The organism is Bifidobacterium sp. SKU (genome assembly GCF_026016405.1).
Classification (GTDB): Bacteria; Actinomycetota; Actinomycetes; order Actinomycetales; family Bifidobacteriaceae; genus Bifidobacterium; species Bifidobacterium bifidum.
The window spans coordinates 127475-146433 of sequence record NZ_CP092890.1; the positions used below are offsets into that span (position 1 = coordinate 127475).

Genomic DNA, 18959 nt, shown 5'->3' on the forward strand with positions numbered 1-18959 from the left:
GAGCCGTCACCTCAATTCGAAGGTGGTGGCGCCAATGCGCACCGGCATGCGCGGGGGCAGCAGCATGGGCATGTTCAGCCGCTGCTGGTTGACGATGGTGCCGTTGGTGCTTCCCAAATCCTCGATCGCCCATTGACCGGAGGCGGGATCCTTATATATGCGGGCGTGATGCGAGGAGACGAATTCGTCGTCGAGCACCACGGTGTTGGACGCGGCGCGTCCCAGCGTGATGGATTCGCTGGTCAGCGGCACGGAGGCGCCGGCCTTCGGGCCATCGATGATGACCAGCAGTGTGGGACCGGATTGCGGCGTGCGCTGCTGGCTTTGGCGCGGCGGCGTAACGGGCGCGGTCTGTGCGGCGGCCGGGCCGGACGGTGCCGGGCCGTCAGAGGATTTCATCGCGCGCTTGTCTCGGCGGCGTCGGGCCCGCGACGGCTGCGGGCTGAACGCTTCGATGTCTTTGTGCAGCGATCGCACCGCAAGCCAGACAAAGACCCACAGCAGGATCAGGAATCCATACTTGAGGATCGCAAATGTCAGTTCGGTCATAACGGAAAGTCGACTCCTGGCTCGGGGTCACTCCTGCTCTCGTGAGGAAGCCCAGAACAGGATGCGGGTGCGGCCGATGGTGATGGTATTGCCGTCCAGCAGCGTCGCGGCCGGCACCTGATGGCCTTCGACGTACGTGCCGTTGGTCGAGCCCAGATCGCGCGCGATGACGCCGTTGGGGGTCAGGTCAATTTCCAGGTGCTTGCGGGAGATGCCGGGATCGTCGATGACGATGTCGCAGCCGGAGCCGCGGCCGATCACCGTCTTGCTCTCGGTGAGCAGGTAGGGGTTGCCGTTGATGTCAAGCATCGGATGGTCCTCGGCCTGGTCGGTGGTGGTCACGGGGACCGCGTTGCCCTGCACGGATTCGGAGCTCAGGTTGAAGCTGCCCTTGGGCAGGTCGAGGTCCTCCTCGAAGATGACCATCACGGGGCCGACGAACGCATAATGCTGGCTCTTGGCGTATTGCGTGAGGTTGTCCGCCAGCTCGTTGGCGAGCACTTCGCTGCCCCACTGTTCGATGCGATCGAAGTCGGCCGTGCTGAGCTTGAAACGGTATTCGTTCGGGGCTACCGTGCGGTCGCGGCCGACCGGCATGGCTTCGGCGTCGATCTCGCGCTCCAGGGCGCTGGAAAGGTCGACAGGCTTCAGGTCTTTGGAGCCGAACTTGGAAAAGACTCCGTTGACCGCGCCTTCTACACTTTTCTCAAAACGGTCGAGAACGCTCATGGTGATCCCTTTCTATATCCTTACCCATCCTATACGTCAGTGGGGAAGTCAATTGTGATTTCTGAGGAAAAAGCCTGTTTGAGCGCAAAATTTCCACTTCTGACACGGCGTTGTGGGGCGTGAGACCTATTTGGACCGATGCCGTCCGCCTGATGCGCCGGCCCGCGGGGCGATCATGGGGGAGGCAAGGGGGAGGGCTGCCGGCGTGGTTTGCCCAGTGCGGTGGCTACCGTGGTGGGCATGAACGATATGACGACTCTTCATGATGCAATCGGCGATTTTCCCCGCCGCAAGGCGCAGACGCTGCGGTTCTCCTGCGGCGCCCCGCGCTCCGCGACCGCGATTGGCGACGGTTCCCGCGCGCTGTTCCTGCGTTCCGACGGCCCTGAGGACCTGGTGACCTCGCTGTGGCTGAGCGTGTTCGACGCGGACGGCACACATCGGGAGATGCTGCTGGCCGACCCGCGTGTGCTGCTTGCGGACGCTGATGACGAGGACGTGCCCGCCGAGGAGAAGGCCCGTCGCGAGCGCGCCCGTGAAGGCGGCTCGGGCATTGTCTCGTATTCGGTGGATGCGGCTGGCCGCCGTGTGGTCTTCACGATCAACGGTCAGCTGTTCCTGACCGAGATCGCCGAAGACGGCAGCGGTCGCACCCGTATGCTGGCGGCGGATGGCATCGCCGCAGGAGAGGGTGCCACACCGGTGCTTAATCCGCGCATATCGCCGGACGGCAGGCATGTGGCGTACACGACCGGCGAACATCTGATGCTGGTCGACATCGCGCCGCAGTGGCCGTCTGACGGTCGTCATGATGACGCCACCGACGACGATTGCGACGGCCAGCCGGCGCCGCACGCGCACGGCCACCGCTGCGGCGACGAGGATTCGGGCGCCCCCTACGACCCCTCCGCCGACAAGCTCAGCACGCTGTGGAGCGTGTATCCGGACGATGACGCCGACGAGAACACGTGGAAGATCGGTCTGGCCGAATTCGTCGCCGGCGAGGAGATGGACCGTTACGACGGCTTCTGGTGGGGGCCGGACTCCCGTCACATCATCTTCGAGACGTTCAACGCGGCACCTGAGCCGATGTGGTACATCAGCGACCCGGCGAACCCGCAGACGCCGGCCTCCGGCCGTCGATACGCGCGTGCGCTCACCAGCAACGCCGATGTGCGCCTGACGCTGGCGGAGCTCGCGTACGACGGGCACGACGAGTATGCGGGACTGGGCATCCAGCAGATCTCCTGGAACCGCAAGGACTATGAATATGTCGCCGTGGTGCACTGGTCTGCCGGCCATGAGCCATTGCTGCTGGTGCAGAACCGCCGACAGACGCGTGACCAGGTGCTCTCGGTGCATCTCGGCTCCGAGGCCTCTGCGGGCTCGGCGCCGGTCGGCTCCACGACCGTGCTGGAGGAGCATGCCAACGACCAGTGGCTCGACATCATCCAGGGCACGCCGGCCTTCACGCCGGACGGACGCCTGGTCTGCGCGCTCAACGACATGGACGCCGACACCAACCGGCTGACGGTGGACGGCCGCCCGTTCACGCCCGCCGGCTGGCAGGTGCGAGAGGTGCTCGACGTCACCGATGAGGACGTGCTGGCGGTCGTGCAGCGCACCCCGGAACTGGACGGATACGAGGCGCCCGACGGACTGAGCCCGTGGCGAGGCGACGCCGACGGCCATGACGCCCGCAGCTTCGACGTGGTGAGCTTCGATTATGATGGCAATGTGCTGCCGATGACCGCACGGCCCGGCTCCTGGTCGGCCAGCCGGTGCGGCGAGGGCCTGGTGATCTCCGGGCGCGACATGGACTCGGCGAAATCCGTGATGTCGCACTCCTTCACGATACGCCCGGTCGACGGGGGAGCCGCGCCGGAAAACGATGGCGATGGCTCCGCCGCGATGAGCACGCTCGTCTGCCCGATCGACAACCATGCCGCCGAACCCGGTTTCGCGCCGAACGTGCGCTTCGCCCGGCTCGGCGAGCACCGCCTGTACACGGCCATCATCGCGCCGAGCGCCGATAGCCCGTACGCGAAGGCCGACAAGCTGCCGGTGCTGCTCAAGCCGTACGGCGGCCCCGGATTCCAGCAGGTCGTGTTCAACCAGGCGTACTACTGGGACGCGCAGTGGTGGGCCGACCAGGGCTTCCTGGTCGTCACCGCCGATGGCCGCGGCACCACAGGCCGCGGGCCGCGATGGGACCGTGAGATCTTCGAGAACATGAAGGACGTCACGCTTGCCGACCAGGTGGAGGCGGTGCATGCGTTGGCCCAGGCCGTCGAGGAGCTGAACCGCGGCGCCGCGCAGGACGGCGACGCGTCGCGCATCCCCGCCCCGGACCTCGACAAGGTGTGCATGATCGGCTGGTCGTACGGCGGTTTCCTGTCGGCGCTCGCGGTGTTGGACGCCCCGGACGTGGTCAAGGCGGCATGCGCCGGCGCCCCGCCCACCGATTGGACACTGTACGACACGCATTACACCGAGCGCTACCTCGGGCTCGACCCGGCGGCGTACGAGCGCAACAGCATCATCGCCGACGCGCCGAAGCTCGCCCGCCCGCTGATGCTGATTCATGGCTTCGCCGACGACAACGTGACCATCGCGCACAGCCTGCGCCTCAGTCAGGCGCTGATGGCCGCCGGCCGTCCGCACACCTTCCTGCCGCTGACCGGAATCACGCATATGACCAATGACCCGGTCGTCGCGGAGAACCTGCTGACGCTGCAGCGCGACTTCCTGCGCGATGCCCTCGACCTGTGACCGGTCGCCCGTTTCGGGGCGGAATGGAACGGCATTCCGCCCCGAAACGCGGCAAATGCGACATCGGCGGCGCTTGTGCACAGTATGTCCGATATCGCGTTCGACATATGGGCGGTTCGTGTCCACATATGGCCTCGGCGGTGCGCTGTGGGCGAATCCAGCTCTTACGGCTGGGGATATACTCTCACTGAGCATGATCGGGCGGAAGATACGAAACGAGGGGTTTGGTGCGTACGATTTGGCGAATATTCACGCGCGACCTCATGCGCATCCTGCGCAACCCGGTCGCGGTGGTGGTGACGCTGGGCGTGGCCATCATCCCCTCTCTGTATGCATGGTTCAACATCCTCGCCAACTGGGACCCGTATTCGTCGACCGGCAACCTCCAGGTCGCCGTCGCCAATGAAGACAAGGGCACTGCATCAGATCTGGTCGGGCGGCTCGACGCGGGCAAGCAGGTCGTCAGCCAGCTCAAGAAGAACGACCGGCTCGGCTGGACGTTCGTCAGCGCCGACAAGGCCGTGGAAGGCGTGCAGTCCGGCGAATACTACGCGGCGATCGTACTGCCGAAGGACTTCAGCGAAAGCCTGATCAATTCGATCACCGGCTCTTCCGACAAGCCGAACATCATCTACTACGTCAACGAGAAAAAGAACGCCATCGCGCCGAAAATCACCGATACGGGCGCCACGACCATCGACTCCCAGATCAATGCGACATTCGTCTCCACCGTCAGCAAGACACTCGTCCAAACGATGACGAAGGAGGGCGGCAAGCTCAGCCAGTCCGCCGACGGCACGCGCACCAGCGTCGTCAACGACCTCAACGGCCTCATCGAGCAGCTGAACGACATCGACTCATCGCTCGGGCGCATGGGCGGCACGTTCGACGATGCGGAAAAGGGCATCAAACAGGCCAAGTCCACCGTCGCCTCGCTGAAACGTCAGATCTCATCCGCGCAGAAAGCCGCGAAACAGTCACAGAGACTGCTCACGCAGGTGCAGGGCAGCGCCCAATCGTTCTCGTCGTCGCTTGCGGGCGCGTTCGACAACGGATCCGTGCAGCTGTCCGGCATCGGCATCAGCGTGAACAACGCGGCGGGAGACGCGCTCAGCGCCTTCAACACCGCACAAGGCAGCATCGACGACATCACCAACGCTCTGCAGAAGCCGATCGACGGCGCGGCTACGCTGTCCAGCGACCTCAAGGACGCGATGAACAAGGCCGGCATCGGCCGCGACACCGCCATCGGCAAGCAGATCTGGCAGCAGATAGACGCGCTCGACAAGACCGTGAACACCCAGCAGGGCCAACTCGACGCCTTCCACAAGGACACGTCACAGTTCATCAGCTCCGGCAAGAGCGCGGCCACCAGCCTTTCGGACATCACCAGCACCGCCACCGGCAGCGGCATTGGCATACTCAACCGCGCACGCACGACGCTCACCGGAACCGTCACCCCGAACCTGACCGCGGGATTGAGCAACTTCGCCACGCTCAGCGGCACAATCGACGGCACGCTGTCATCGCTGTCATCCACGCTCGGCCAGTCCGACAGCCTGTTTGACGAGCTGTCCGACACGCTGAGCCAGGCGAAAACCACCGTGGCCGGCACGCAGAAATCGCTCGCCGACCTCACCGACAGCGTCAGCGGCGTGCGCACCGACATCGCCGCGCTCGGCAGTTCGGCCACATACCAAAAAATCGAGCAGGCCCTGAACATCGACGGCGACAGCTTCGGCGAATTCATGGGCACACCGGTCAAACTGTCCACCAAAAGCGTCTACCCGATGGACAACTACGGCTCCGCGGTCACCCCGTTCTACACGAACCTGGCGCTGTGGGTCGGCGGCTTCGTGCTCATCGCCATCTACAAGCTAGAGGTCGACCGCGAGCGGCTCGGCGACGTGACCGCGTCGCAGGCGTATCTCGGGCGGTGGCTGCTGTTCGTGGTCGTCGGATTCCTCCAGGCCCTGATCGTCATGATCGGCGATCTGGTGCTCGGCATCCAATGCCAGCGTCCGGTGCTGTTCGTCCTCGCCGGTCTGTTCTGCTCGTTCGTGTACATCAACATCATCTATGCGCTCGCGGTCGCGTTCCGGCATATCGGCAAGGCGGTCGCCGTGATACTGGTGATCGTCCAGATTCCGGGCGCGTCGGGCCTGTACCCGATTGAGATGATGCCGGACTTCTTCCGGGAGCTGCACCCGTGGCTGCCGTTCACGTACGGCATCAACGCGATGCGTGGCCCGATAGCGGGACTCTACGGCAACCATTACTGGATCGACATGCTGCATCTGTTCCTGTACCTGCCCGTCGCGCTGTTCATCGGGCTGGTTGTGCGCCGGTACGCGCTGAACCTGAACGCGCTGTTCGACCGGCGGCTGGCCGAAACCGACCTGATGATGACCGAGCACAACGCGATGGTCAACGAGTCGGTGAGCTTCTCTTCGATCCTGAACGAGTTCTCGAACACCGAAGAGCTTCGCAAGGTGATCCGCCGTCGCGCGAAACGGTTCTTCGGGCGCTATCCGCGGCTGATCCGCGCCGGGCTGGCCCTGCTGATCGTGCTGCCGTTCGTGTTCCTCATCCTGCTGTTCGTCATCCCAAACAAGGTGGCGATGCTGACGACGTGGATCCTGTCGATAATCATCATCGATGCCTTCCTGATCGTGGTCGAATACATGCGGGACCGGTACGCGCGGCAGCTGGGCGTCAGCGCCATGAGCGCGGACGCGTTCCGCGACGCCGTGCTGCGTGGATACACGCACCGGCACCTGACGTTCCGCACGTCCGGGAGGTCGCCGCGCAGGCATGCGGCCGTCTCCAAGGCGGCTCGGGACGACGGTGATGCCGGGGCCGCCGGCGACGGTGACATCGGGGAGCTCGGTGAACTCGACGGCCTTGACTGGCCGGCGCAACCGATTTCAGGCAATGACGATGCCGAAGGCGGCAATAACGGCAATGAGGAGAGTGCCGGGGAGACCACCGAGCAGATACCGCCCGCAGGGCAGATGCCGTTCGCCGGGCAGGAGGACGAGACGCGATGAAAAACATCTGGAGGATCTTCACGCGCGACGTCTGCCACGCCACGCGCAACGTCATCGCGATCATCGTGGCCATGGGACTGATCATCGTGCCGGCGCTGTACGCCTGGTACAACATCGCCGCCAGCTGGGACCCGTACGGCAACACCAAATCGTTGAAAGTGGCCGTGGCGAACGTCGACAGCGGATACAAATCCGACCTGATCCCGGTGCGTGTCAACATCGGCGAGACCGTCGTCAGCTCGCTGCGCGCCAACCATGACCTCGACTGGCAGTTCGTCGACCGCGACACCGCGATCGACGGCGTGCATTCTGGCGAATACTACGCGGCGCTGATCATCCCCAAGCAGTTCAGCGCCGACATGATGACGCTGTTCTCGCCGGAAATGAAGCACGCCGAACTGGAGTACTACCTCAACGAGAAAATCAACCCGATCGCGCCGCACATCACCGATCAGGGCGCGTCCACGGTCGCCACGACCATCGACCAGACCTTCGCGAAGACCCTCGCGCAGGTTGCCCTCGACCTGGTATCCAGCCTGCTGAAATTCGCGCAAAGCCCGCAAATGAGCGAGTACGTATCCAACGCCACGAAACACATTTCGTCGATTTCGTCGCAGCTGAAGTCTGCCGCGTCACAGGCCGACTCCTACGCAAGCCTGATGGGCGCGACAGGCAAAATCATCAGCTCCACCGACCGTCTGCTCGGCTCGACCGGATCCAGCGCGTCGGACGCGAAGAAAGCGCTGAAACAGGGCACGGCCGGCGTGAAAAGCCTGGACGAGGCCCTAGCCGGCGTCTCGACGAGCATGAGCTCGTCGCTGTCCGACGCCGCGGGAGCCTACGACACGATCAGCAAGCAGGTGGACACCGCGTTCTCCGACATGGGCTCCCAATCCTCCCAGATTACCGACAAGCTCACCACGCTGCAGCGCAACATCCAATCGCAGGCCGACACATTCGGCACATACGCGGAGGCGCTGCGCTCGCTGGCCGACGCCGCGCACCTGCAGGCGGTCAAGGACGCGCTCAACAACGCGGCTCAGCAGGCGCAGAACACGCAGAACAGTCTGCAGAAGGTCGCCGACAGCATCGGCGACGCCTCCAAGAAAATCACCGACGGCACCGCCAGTGCGGACGACACGCGCAAATCCCTGAAGAAGCAGATAGCCGCCGCGAAGCAGTCGATCACCGACATGGCGAACACGTACGACACCACGATCAAGCCGCAGCTCGACGAGCTGGGCAAGTCGATGAGTGATGTCGTCAAGCAGTCGGGGAGCGTCATCGACGGACTGGCCGCCACCGCCACCAGCATGTCCGGCCTGTCCGGCGACATCACCGGCAGCCTGTCCGACGTGCAATCCTCGTTGGGCGACGCGGCGACCACCCTGAACGCCTCGGCCGAGAAACTCGACTCGCTCAACAAGCAGCTGACGGCGGTCGTCGGAGGCAGCGGCATGCCCGATCTCTCGCAGATCACGTCAACCGACCCCGATTCGATCGCCACGCTGCTGTCCGCCCCGGTCTCAGTGAACCGCATCGCGCTGTACCCGGTCGCCAACTATGGTTCCGCCATGACGCCGTTCTATACCGTGCTGTCGATCTGGGTGGGCGCGATCATCCTCGTCGCCATGATGAAGGTGTCGGTGTCCGACCGCGAGAAGGCGAAGGTGCTCGGCCTCGGCGAAACGCTGCCGATGGGCGAGACGATGGGCGTGAAGGATGCCGTGATCGCCGGACGGACCGCAGGGCCGGGCGCGATGCTCGACGTGCTGCGCAAGCCACGCCCCGAGTCGCCCGGCAACGCGCGACGGTTCGGCCTGCACCCGTATCAGGAGTATTTCGGGCGATACGCCATTTTCGGCGCGATGGCGCTGCTGCAGGGCACGCTGGTATGCCTGGGCGACATGTTCTTCCTCGGCGTGCAGTGCGAGCATCCGCTGCAGTTCCTGATGGTCGGCTGGCTGTGCGCGCTGGTGTTCTCGCTGCTGATCTACACGCTGACCGTGTCGTTCGGCGACATCGGCAAGGCCATCGCCGTGGTGCTGCTGGTCATGCAGGTGGCCGGCTCGGGCGGTACCTTCCCGATCGAGACGTTGCCGCCGTTCTTCCAGACGATCTGCAAGTGGCTGTTGTTCCCGTACGGGGTCGATGCGATGCATTCGGCGATGGCGGGGTCGTTCGGCAACGAATACTGGGTGTCGATGGGCAAGCTGGCGCTGTTCATCCTGCCGGTGCTGCTACTCGGCCTGGTGCTGCGCAAGCCGGTGATGCGGTTGAATGATTGGATCATCCGCAATCTCGAATCCACCAAGGTCATGTGACGTGAGTCGGCGGGCGAGCGGTGGGCTGGCCGCGCGGGTGCGGCGGCCGGTAGCCGCCGGTTGCCGGCCGTCCGGCCGCCCGGCCGTGACGCCGGACGAAGCCGGTCGTTTCCCCGCCCGTCGCCGGCGTGAAAGGCGGTACAGTGGAGGCTATGCAAGTGAAGCTTATCGACGAGAACCGCTATGCAGACGAGATGCGCGAGATGGTGCTGCCCGCGCTTGCCACATGCCGGTCCGAAGGCTGGATGGCGCCGGCGGACGACGACGGTCTGCCGCCGCTGCAGCGTGCGGGCAAACTGCATTACGTGTGTTACGACGCGGCGAAATTCGACCGGTTGGGCGAGGACGGCGCCGCCGCCACATTCCGCGGTGCCGTGGTGATCTCCCACGGGTTCACGGAGTTCGCCGCGAAATATGCGGAGATGGTGTGGTACTTCCTGCTCGCAGGGTACTCGGTGTGCGTGTTCGAGCACCGCGGACATGGGTATTCCGCGCGTGACGTCGACAATTCGTCCCTAGTGTGGATTGATGATTGGCGGCGGTATGTGGCCGATCTGGCGAAATTCGCGGAGACGGTGGGCAAGGATTACGCGGATGGCCGTCCGCTGAACCTGTACTGCCATTCGATGGGCGGCGGCATCGGGGCGAGTGTGCTGGAGACGCATCCGACGCTGTTCGACAAGGCCGTGCTGTCGTGCCCGATGATCGCGCCGGTGACCGGTATGCCGAACTGGCTGGCGTCGGTGCTTGCCGGCGCGATGTGCCGGCTCGGGCTGGGACGGCACATGGTGTTCGGGCAGAGTGAGTTCACGCCGGAGCTGGATATGGCCGATTACGAGGGCGCGAGCGAGGCCCGCGTGCGCTGGTTCCAACAGCAGCGCATCGACGACCCGCATCAGCGGACGTACGCGGCGACATTCGCGTGGGTGCGGCAGGCGCTGCGACTGTCGCGTGCCGTGCAGCGGCCGGAGGCGTGCGACAATGTCGAGACGCCGGTGCTGCTGTTCCAGGCCGGGCGCGACGTGTGGGTGCTCAACGAGCCGCAGAACCGGTTCGCGCAGGAGGTCAACTCCGATGGAGGGAATGTGCGTGTGGTACGCATCGAGAACTCGCTGCATGAGATTTTCAGCATGCCCAATGCCGTTCTTGGGCCGTATCTGGAGCGGATTCTGGGCTTCTTCGGCTCATCTGAGATGCCGACGTTCTGATGGTTTGTGACGGATGCCGACCGGATGAGTCCGCAATGAAAGATGTCGTGAAACATGCCGTGAAACATATCGTGAAACAGTCGAAAACGCCGGCCGCCGAGTCGGCGCCCGAGACTGCATCATTATTCGAGCGTACGCCGAAAGCCATGCTGCTGGGCGCCGTGCTGGTGCTGCTTGGCGGTGTGCTGTGGGGCATCAACGCCACAGTGTCGAAATTGCTGATGGCCGACTATCACGCCGACCCGCTGTGGATCGCCTGCGTGCGCGAGCTCGCGGCCGGCGCGTTGTTCCTGGCCTGTGCCGGTGTGCGTACGCCGAAACTATTGGCAGGTGCGGTGCGCGACCGACGCTCCTACCCGATGCTGCTGCTCGCCGCGCTGACCTGCGTGCTGTTCGTGCAGGTCTCGTATCTGTCCGCGATCGACTGGACGAACTCCGGCACCGCGACCGTATTGCAGACGTTGAACCTGCTGTTCGTGCTGGCGTATGTGTGCATACGCGGGCGCCGCTGGCCGGGGCTGCGCGAGAGCATCGGCGTGGCGTTGGCGTTTACCGGTACGGTGCTGATCGCCACCGGAGGAGATCTTTCCACGCTGAAGCTGCCACTGGTCGGATTGCTATGGGGCCTCGCCGACGCGGCGTGTACGGCGGCGCTGTCGATTCTGCCGGCCAAGCTGGTAGCGCGATGGGGCAATCTTGCGGTCAACGGCATCATGTTCGTCATATCCGGTTTGGTGCTGACGCCGTTCGTCCGCCCGTGGGCCAGCGCGCCGCAGCTGGATTGGTTCGGCATGCTGCTGATGGTGTTCACCGTTGTCGGAGGCACGTTCGGCGCATATTGGCTGTTCCTGGCCGGCGTGATGCGTATCGGCTCGATGCGCGGCACAATGCTGGGTACCAGCGAGCCGATCGCCGCGACGATATCCGCCGTGCTGTGGGCCGGGGCGGTGTTCACGCCCACGGATTTCGTCGGCTTTGTGATGATCATTGTCATGGTGTTCCTCGTGCGCTAGCACGCGTGGCCCGCATGCCGACATACGGTCTCTCTTGCGTGCGACGCGCTTCACCGACTGTTTGCGTTCTTAAGTGCGCGCCGAGACGACAAGTCCGCGCACATAGGAACGTAAACAGGGCGATTTGCGTTCCTATGTGCGCATGGTCGTCGTTTTGGCGCGCACTTAAGAACGCAAAACCACGTTTCGCCCGCCAGGCCAGGCGTCGCGGGATGTGCGGATAGTGTGATAGGTGAGCATCCAAATGCATAGAACGGGGGCTGCCATGCATGAGTCATCGTATAAGGCCGGTTCGGGGCGACGTTATCAGGCCGGGCAGGGGCATCCGGGTCGCGTTCCGCGGATCCTCGCCACTGTTGTCGCCGTAATCGCGCTCATCGTGGGCGGCCTCGCACTGGTTCGGGCCGTCGCACCCCATGCAATCGCGAAGCTGACAGCGGTATCCGTGCGCAGCCTGGCAATCGGCGCGGCGGTGCTGATCGTCGTCGCCATCATACTGATCGTCATGGCTCGCGTGGCTTCCCGACGCGGCAACCGAGTGAGCGTGCGCGGAACCGCAGGCGGAGCCATCGTCGCCGTCGTATTCGCAATCATGCTGACCGTAGCCGCGCTGCTGATCTCCAACCTGTTCAAGGACGGCATCGTCAAGCCGTCATCGCCCGACAAGTCACCTGCTCAGAGTGCGCAGAACATGCAACAATCAGTTGAGGAGGCTGGCATCTACTGCGAGTCCGGCTGGTCGGAACTCTCATCGCAAGGGTATCCGGGTGTGACGGACGTCGAGATATGCCTCAAGCCGCGCATCGCCTACGTCACGTTCGATAACGAATTCGCTGCCGACATGTACCGCGCGCCTTTGCGATACAAAATCGCCGAGATGTTTGACGAGCAAGCGAACAGCACCGTCTCCAAGGGAGACTGGCGGCTGTTGAGTGGCAAGAAATGGTCGGTGTTCAGCTACAGGACCATCATTGACAAGCTCCAGAAGCAGTGGGGTGGAACCGTCGAGAAAATAGGATGACGGCGGATGATCCGGGTGCGATGCAACCGCGGCACATGAGGCGCGGACGCGGTTCTCCGCGAAGGCTATGATGGAAACGTGAATGACGTCTCGAATCAGCCGGCAGCGAAGACCCCAGCCGAATCATCCTCCGAGTCCACCGAATCCTCCCGTTTCACACGCGGAGACAGCACGCTGACCACCGTAGGACGGATCGTCATGGTCTACGCGGTCGTCCAGCTGCTGATGGCGATCAGTGCGCTCGCGTCACTGTCCGGCCTTGATCCCGCGGCTTCCGTGCAAGTGATCGGCGGGTGGCGCATCGGCCTGCGCGTGGCATGGTTCACGCTCGGCCTGGTGTTCGCGGGCAATTGCGTGCTGTATCTGATCGGCGGATGGCTCGGCCGCCGGGCCGGAGCGGACACGTCCAAATCCCGGCCGTTCATGGCACTGATGTGGCTTTCCGTGGTGACCACGCTTATCGGTCTGCTCGCCGCGCGGGCGACCACATCCGGCTGGGAGGCGTGGTTTTCGCTTCTGATCGCCGTGATCCTTTCCCTATACGCGACCAAAGTCGTAAAGCGCAGCACGCGCATCTGAGCGGTGACATCGGCGGCTGGCCTACAGACGAGCGAAACGCCGCCAATCGACGGTGCTGTGAGTGAACGCAACGCAAAGAAAAATCAGGTATGGTGAGACGCATGAGCGAGCAGAACAATCACGATACAACAAACAACTCCCGGCGCAACCCGGCCGCGGCGGACGGCCCGTCCATGCAGACGGCCTATTTCGCGGGCGGATGCTTTTGGGGGCTGGAACGCTACTTCCAGAACGTCGACGGTGTCACCGACACCACGGTCGGTTACGCGCAGTCGAAGGTCGAATCACCCTCCTATGAGCAGGTGTGTGCGGGCGTCACCGACGCCGCGGAGACCGTGAAAGTTGTGTTCGACCCAGCGCAGGTGACGCTGCGAACGCTCACGCTGCTGTTCTTGGAGGTCATTGACCCGTTCTCGGTGGACCGTCAGGGCGAGGACAGTGGGCGGCAGTACCGCACTGGCATGTTCTTCACGGACGCGACGCAGCAATCCGTGTATATCGCCGCGCTGGAGCAGCTGGTTGATCGGCAGCCCGCCCGCCCGGCGGTCTTGGTCGAGCCGCTGCGCAGCTTCTACCCGGCCGAGGCGCACCATCAGGATTATCTGATCGCCAATCCGGGAGGCTTCTGCCATATTCCGCTGGCCGCCATCGCGAACGTGAAACGGCGGCAGAAGTATGTGGAAAAGATCTGGGACCTGACGCTCGAACAGTTCGCGGTCACGCAGTGCGCGGCCACCGAGCGGCCGTTCGTCAACGCCTACGACGAGGAGTTCGAGCCGGGCATCTACGTGGATGTGGTCAGCGGCGAGCCGTTGTTCTCATCGCGCGACAAATTCGATTCCGGCTGCGGTTGGCCGGCGTTCTCCAAGCCGATCGCGGACGAGCTGTTGACCGAGCACGCGGATCATCGCATCCCGGGGCGCGACCGCATCGAGGTGCGGACGGCCGACACGCAGATCCACCTCGGGCACGTGTTTGACGATGGGCCAGCCAATCGGGGCGGTTTGCGGTACTGCATGAACTCCGCCGCGCTGCGCTTCGTGCCGCGCTCGCGCATGGAGGCGGAAGGCTACGGTGACTGGTTGCCTGCGGTGGATGGCGAATAGCCGTTCAGAGAGCCGTTGCGCGCCTTTTCCTCCGCGCCAGCCATTGCCGCCATTGGCCATGGACTAGCGCAACGGTCGCGATGAGACTGGCCGCCGCAGCCAATCCCAGAGAATACACGAATCCCGGAGTGCCGAAGCCGTGGGCGATCACCAGGGCGTTGGAACCGATGCAGATCGCCGCGAACGCGGCGAGCGTCGCGATACGCAGCCATGGCACCCAGCGCGCCGGGATTCTTGCGACGGCGAGATACAACGATGCGATAACGACGACTTACAGGCATGATGCAGCGACGAATTGCCACAGCATCGCCGGATCATGCAGAAATGCGGCTTCGGGGAACATTCTGATGATTTCGCGGATGGTGTTCGGCAGGCACCACCATTTGAGCCATACTAGCCAAGCGTCCACTGCCACTGCGATGCCCCACGCCAATCCTGTGCGCAGGCGCAGCTGTGGCGACGCGCGTCGGATGCTGCTCTTGGTGATGAGCGTAGATTCTCTCATCGTCGGCTCCTTCGAAGGCGAATCAGGTATATCGCACATTGTGAAGGCGCGGTTGCCGCGAATCGCCGCCAAACCTCATACGAACGGGCAGACTTTTCGCGGGAAGGGGCAGCCATCTGCGTTTCAGGGGGTTGATTTCGTGTTCGCCAAACGTCTATCTACGTTTCGAGGGGTTGCCAAAACGCGATGCCCGGGGTATTGAGCGCCAATCGCCATTGGAATCATGCGGTTTTGGGGGCGCTTATACTTGGCCACCAACCCCTCGAAACGCAGATAGATGTTCGGATCAAACCGAATCGCCCCCTCGAAACGCAGATAGCCTTCTGACAGCGCTCATCTGCGCAATCTCTCACCCGACAAGGTGCCGGTACAGCTCAGGATCCAGCGGCCGCGCAAGTCTCAGTGTGGAGAGCGTGACCTTCACCGTACCGTCTCCGGCCGCGTTCGGCTTGGTGGTGAGCGTCGGATTGTCAAACGCGGCGACGTGCCCGACGTAATAGTATTTGCCGTCGGCCTCTTCCGCCTTGCGCATGACGAACAGCGGAACGAAATGCGTACGGCCCCAGTCCGGTCCCACACCGCTCAGCGCCCACTGGAATTCGGGAGATTGCGGGGTGCGCCCGTTCTTGCTGAAGTACTTCATCTCCTGTGCGTTCAGGAACTCGTCTTCGTATTGGCTGGCCGCGTACTTCACGAAGATGGGCATGGTGTTGGTGTCTTTGTCGAGCAGGTACCCGCCTACGTTCTGAGGCGTGTTCTCCTTTTTCCATCCGCACAGCCGCATGACGTCGGCCATGGAGTATTTGCGCTCATACAGGAACGCATGGTCAAAAGCGCGTCGCCGGCTCTGCGCCTCCTGGAACAGGTCTCGGCAATTGGCCAAACCGGTGCGCAGCGTGTCTGCGAGAAAGATGCGGAACGTGCGATTTTCGGCGAGCATGTTGACGAAGCCGGAGCTTAAACGATAGGCCGGTTCGCCCTGATCATCGTCGGCCAGCGTCTCCACCAGTGGCAGGTTCCCGAAACGTTTGCGATTCGGTCCGGTGAAGTATGAGTAGTCAAGCACGCTGATAGCGGAGTCGAACTGCGCATCCGAGAGATCAGCCTGTGGGAAGTCCGCACAGATCGCATCAAGCAGCGCATCTCGACTGATTGGCGCGGATGCGTTCCAGCTGACAGGAGTCTCGTCATCCAGGCGCTCTTCGGCAAGCCGACACAGCCGTTCGAGGATGGCCAACTCATGAGGGCGCAGCCCGGGCAGCAGCAATTCCGTGGCCATCTTGAGGACCGCGTCTTCGGTGTCGGTTACCGGGTCCAGCTGATCCTCAAATGTTGTCTCGTGGTTCTTGCCGCCGCCGAGGCTCTTCTCGCGCGATCGCACGAAATCGAGGTAGTTGCTGCGCTTCGTGGCCAATGTATACGGCAAGGAAGGATCGTAGGCGTAGATATCCATGAGCATCGGAATGCGTCCGAGCTCGTATCGCACCTGCCGGTATTGTTCCGATAGCTTCTTCATTTCGGACCAGTCGGCGGTGTCCAGTGATTCCAGCACGCGTTCCTTGGCGATCGGGTCGAAGCTTATGGAGGACAACCCGATCGATTTGCGCTGCAGGTTCTTGCGCGCGCGGTCGCGGTCACCGGTGTTGCCGTACAGGGCCACGGGGATCAGGTAGTTGTTGTTGTAGTTGCCGATGAAATCGATGACCACGACGCTGTCCTTGTACGGGAACTTGCGCAGTCCGCGGCCAAGCTGCTGGGTGAATATGATGCTGGACTCTGTGCTGCGCAGCATCACGATCTGGTTGACGGCGGGGATATCGACGCCCTCGTTGAACATGTCGACGGTGAACAGGTAGTCGAGTTCGCCGTCGGTGAGCCGCCGGACGTATTCGTCGCGTTTTTCCTGCGATAACGGCTTGCCGTTGACGTCTTTGCTGGTCACCGCTGCCGTGCGATAGGGGCGTTCCGCTTGCTGGTTCCAATGCTCGTTGAACAAGCGGGACAGCTCGTGCGCCTCCTCCTGCCTGCTGCAGAACACCAGCCCGGTGACGGGGATCCCGAATTGCCCGTATTCCTGCAGCTTGTCGATGATATAGCGCACGCGCTGCTCGGTGGCGAGCTGCCCGATCTCGTATTTGAGCTGTTTCGACTCCTTCGCGTCGAGCCCCTGTGAAACATCGAGGCGGTGCATGTCCTGGTCCGGGTCCTCGTCGGAACCGAGATATTCTGCGACGCCGTAATAATGGAACGGGCAGAGCATGTTTTCGTCCAGAGCCTTCTGCAGCCGGATCTCATAGGCGATGTTGTGGCCGAACAACTCGAAGATGTTGATGCCATCGGTGCGTTCCGGTGTGGCGGTCATGCCCAGCATGAAGTCGGCGTCCCTGAAATGGTCGATGACGCGCTGATACCCTTCGGCGCCCGCATGATGAACTTCGTCGACAAGAACGTAGTCGAACTCGTCAGAGGCGAATTGCGCCAGTGCCTCCGGCTGACGCATGGTCTGCACCGTGGCGAACACGTAGCGCCGATCCTGTTGTTTGCTGGTGCCGGTATACAGTCCCAGCTCGGATTGCGGACAACCGAGCACTTTTTGGTAGGATTTCATCGCCGCTTTGAGGATCATTTGCTGCTGGGCGATGTACAGCATGCGCCGGGGCCGGTACTCACGCACGTCGAACGCGGAAAGATAGGTTTTGCCTGTTCCCGTGGCCGACACGATGATCGCGCGATGCTCCCCTTGCTCGCGTAGTTTCTTCAGGCTCGCGAGGGCTTCTTTCTGCATGGCGTTCGGCTGGATCTCACGGCCTTCGAGGGACTTCAGAATGTCGCGCCGTGGCGGCGCGTACTTCTTGAAATCCTCCTCATACTGTTTGATCCATTCCTCGGTGAGCGGCTTGGAATCGGCGATCTGTGAGTCGATTTCATCTCGCACCTGCGCGACCAGTTCGCCATTGGCGAGGGATGAGACCTTGAGATTCCATTCGCGTTGAGTGTTCAATGCGGCGCCGGTAAGATTCGAACTGCCGACAAACAGGTCGTAGTACGGGGTGCCGTTGCGCATGCGGCGCGAGAATACGTATCCTTTGGGATGGAACGGCTGCCCTTGAGCGACTGATACTGAAGAGTCGGAGCCTGCCCACACGCGGACGTCCACGCCTGCCGTCCGCTGTAGGTGAAGCAGTTCCCAGAAAGCGCGTGGGTCGTTGAAATGATTCTTCGTCGACGTGATCAGTCTGCTGACCTGCTCGGGCGCATTGGCATGATGACTGCGGAAGTCCTCGAACAAACTGAGTATGGCATCAGGAGAGACGAAGGCGACGGAGATGTCGAAGGAATCGCTGTTCGTGAGCGCATCGCTGATTTCATCATGCATGGTGAGGTCGCCTGGGCGGTTCGAAATCAGCGTTGGCTTATAGCTTTCGGGGGCGTCCTGCCGGGGTTCGATCAGTCCGGATATGACGCTTTCCAGCACGGAATGCGTGGCATCGGTTTTGAGGTCTGACTGCGGGTTGAGTGATTCTCGCGTATTCATGGCCGGCTCGGTTCCTCGGAGGTGCCCGACGTTGTCTGGGTGAGGAAGCGCATGCCTGCGATGATGCCGACGGCCGTACGGTCGACCGGAGCCCAATTCAGCTGTGGCATTGCGGAAGGATCCAGCCAACGGATGTCCGTGTGCTCGGTCAGCCGTGGCATGCCGTCGATTAGGTGACAAATGAATGTGATGAGTCGGACCGTGCCGAAGTCGTAGGCGTACTCGCTGGTGCACACCTCATCGGCGACCTCGATCTCACAGAGCAGTTCTTCTTCGATCTCCCGATGCAATGCCTGACGAGCCGTCTCGTAAGGCTCTATTTTCCCGCCGGGGAATTCCCAATATCCGGCGAGAGATTTTCCCGGTCCGCGTTGCGCGCATAACACCGCTCCATCGCGTACGATCGCCGCACCCACAACGTTGATGATCTTGGCATGAGAGTCCATGGTTACCCAGGATACAACGGCGGCGTTTGATAATGCGATTGTGCGGACGGGTGTCATGAGTGGCATGTGAAGTGATTGCAATTGCTGTCGGAAGTTTCAGCTACTGAAAGTTTGGCACAAAC

14 protein-coding genes are annotated in these 18959 nt (G+C 62.7%); 8 read left to right on the forward strand and 6 right to left on the reverse strand.

Features of this window, described 5'->3' with window-relative positions; all coding sequences use genetic code 11:
* Positions 1–6: 6 nt before the first annotated feature.
* Both MMB49_RS00560 and MMB49_RS00565 read right to left on the reverse strand, forming a co-directional pair.
* Positions 7–549: an FHA domain-containing protein gene (locus MMB49_RS00560; RefSeq protein WP_003811415.1), complete on the reverse strand. Its 543-nt coding sequence runs from the start codon at positions 547–549 to the stop codon at positions 7–9.
* A gap of 27 nt (positions 550–576) precedes the next feature.
* Entirely contained in the window at positions 577–1278 is a 702-nt protein-coding gene (locus MMB49_RS00565) for an FhaA domain-containing protein (RefSeq protein WP_003811419.1), read from the reverse strand.
* 240 nt (positions 1279–1518) lie between these two features.
* Between MMB49_RS00565 and MMB49_RS00570 the strand changes: the two genes are divergently transcribed.
* The 8 genes from MMB49_RS00570 to msrB all read left to right on the forward strand — a co-directional run bounded on the left by MMB49_RS00570 (position 1519) and on the right by msrB (position 14351).
* A complete protein-coding gene (locus MMB49_RS00570) occupies positions 1519–4050 on the forward strand; it encodes a S9 family peptidase (protein ID WP_047271939.1) in 2532 nt (843 codons plus the stop codon).
* A gap of 227 nt (positions 4051–4277) precedes the next feature.
* Entirely contained in the window at positions 4278–7100 is a 2823-nt protein-coding gene (locus MMB49_RS00575) for a YhgE/Pip domain-containing protein (protein ID WP_047271940.1), read from the forward strand.
* A complete protein-coding gene (locus MMB49_RS00580) occupies positions 7097–9424 on the forward strand; it encodes a YhgE/Pip domain-containing protein (RefSeq protein ID WP_047271272.1) in 2328 nt (775 codons plus the stop codon). Before MMB49_RS00575 ends, MMB49_RS00580 begins: the two co-directional genes overlap by 4 nt.
* A gap of 152 nt (positions 9425–9576) precedes the next feature.
* Positions 9577–10632: an alpha/beta fold hydrolase gene (locus tag MMB49_RS00585; protein WP_003816148.1), complete on the forward strand. Its 1056-nt coding sequence runs from the start codon at positions 9577–9579 to the stop codon at positions 10630–10632.
* A gap of 35 nt (positions 10633–10667) precedes the next feature.
* Positions 10668–11645, forward strand: coding sequence for a DMT family transporter (locus MMB49_RS00590; protein WP_047271274.1), 978 nt, complete (start codon positions 10668–10670; stop codon positions 11643–11645).
* 265 nt (positions 11646–11910) lie between these two features.
* Positions 11911–12666, forward strand: coding sequence for a DUF1109 domain-containing protein (locus MMB49_RS00595; RefSeq protein WP_047271275.1), 756 nt, complete (start codon positions 11911–11913; stop codon positions 12664–12666).
* A gap of 78 nt (positions 12667–12744) precedes the next feature.
* Positions 12745–13245 (forward strand): hypothetical protein, encoded by a 501-nt coding sequence (locus MMB49_RS00600; RefSeq protein ID WP_047271276.1) that lies wholly within the window; start codon positions 12745–12747, stop codon positions 13243–13245.
* Positions 13246–13346: 101 nt separating this feature from the next.
* A complete protein-coding gene (gene msrB, locus MMB49_RS00605) occupies positions 13347–14351 on the forward strand; it encodes a peptide-methionine (R)-S-oxide reductase MsrB (RefSeq protein ID WP_047271942.1) in 1005 nt (334 codons plus the stop codon).
* Positions 14352–14355: 4 nt separating this feature from the next.
* Here msrB and MMB49_RS00610 read toward each other — a convergent pair whose 3' ends face one another.
* The 4 genes from MMB49_RS00610 to MMB49_RS00625 all read right to left on the reverse strand — a co-directional run bounded on the left by MMB49_RS00610 (position 14356) and on the right by MMB49_RS00625 (position 18837).
* Positions 14356–14568: a hypothetical protein gene (locus MMB49_RS00610; RefSeq protein WP_232782755.1), complete on the reverse strand. Its 213-nt coding sequence runs from the start codon at positions 14566–14568 to the stop codon at positions 14356–14358.
* A 54-nt stretch (positions 14569–14622) separates the two neighbouring features.
* Positions 14623–14856, reverse strand: a complete 234-nt coding sequence (locus MMB49_RS00615; RefSeq protein WP_229940907.1) for a hypothetical protein — start codon at positions 14854–14856, stop codon at positions 14623–14625.
* A gap of 349 nt (positions 14857–15205) precedes the next feature.
* On the reverse strand, positions 15206–18391 hold the full coding sequence (locus tag MMB49_RS00620; RefSeq protein WP_047271278.1) for a DEAD/DEAH box helicase: 3186 nt from the start codon (positions 18389–18391) through the stop codon (positions 15206–15208).
* Positions 18388–18837: a (deoxy)nucleoside triphosphate pyrophosphohydrolase gene (locus MMB49_RS00625; protein WP_003811442.1), complete on the reverse strand. Its 450-nt coding sequence runs from the start codon at positions 18835–18837 to the stop codon at positions 18388–18390. Before MMB49_RS00625 ends, MMB49_RS00620 begins: the two co-directional genes overlap by 4 nt.
* Positions 18838–18959: the final 122 nt, after the last annotated feature.

Bases quoted from the DNA above. Each gene is read 5' to 3' on its own strand.
- MMB49_RS00595 (WP_047271275.1), top strand. From the start codon at position 11,911: ATGCATGAGTCATCGTATAAGGCCGGTTCGGGGCGACGTTATCAGGCC.
- MMB49_RS00620 (WP_047271278.1), bottom strand. From the start codon at position 18,391: ATGAATACGCGAGAATCACTCAACCCGCAGTCAGACCTCAAAACCGAT.
- MMB49_RS00590 (WP_047271274.1), top strand. From the start codon at position 10,668: ATGAAAGATGTCGTGAAACATGCCGTGAAACATATCGTGAAACAGTCG.
- MMB49_RS00565 (WP_003811419.1), bottom strand. From the start codon at position 1,278: ATGAGCGTTCTCGACCGTTTTGAGAAAAGTGTAGAAGGCGCGGTCAAC.
- msrB (WP_047271942.1), top strand. From the start codon at position 13,347: ATGAGCGAGCAGAACAATCACGATACAACAAACAACTCCCGGCGCAAC.
- MMB49_RS00560 (WP_003811415.1), bottom strand. From the start codon at position 549: ATGACCGAACTGACATTTGCGATCCTCAAGTATGGATTCCTGATCCTG.
- MMB49_RS00580 (WP_047271272.1), top strand. From the start codon at position 7,097: ATGAAAAACATCTGGAGGATCTTCACGCGCGACGTCTGCCACGCCACG.
- MMB49_RS00570 (WP_047271939.1), top strand. From the start codon at position 1,519: ATGAACGATATGACGACTCTTCATGATGCAATCGGCGATTTTCCCCGC.
- MMB49_RS00585 (WP_003816148.1), top strand. From the start codon at position 9,577: ATGCAAGTGAAGCTTATCGACGAGAACCGCTATGCAGACGAGATGCGC.
- MMB49_RS00625 (WP_003811442.1), bottom strand. From the start codon at position 18,837: ATGGACTCTCATGCCAAGATCATCAACGTTGTGGGTGCGGCGATCGTA.
- MMB49_RS00615 (WP_229940907.1), bottom strand. From the start codon at position 14,856: ATGAGAGAATCTACGCTCATCACCAAGAGCAGCATCCGACGCGCGTCG.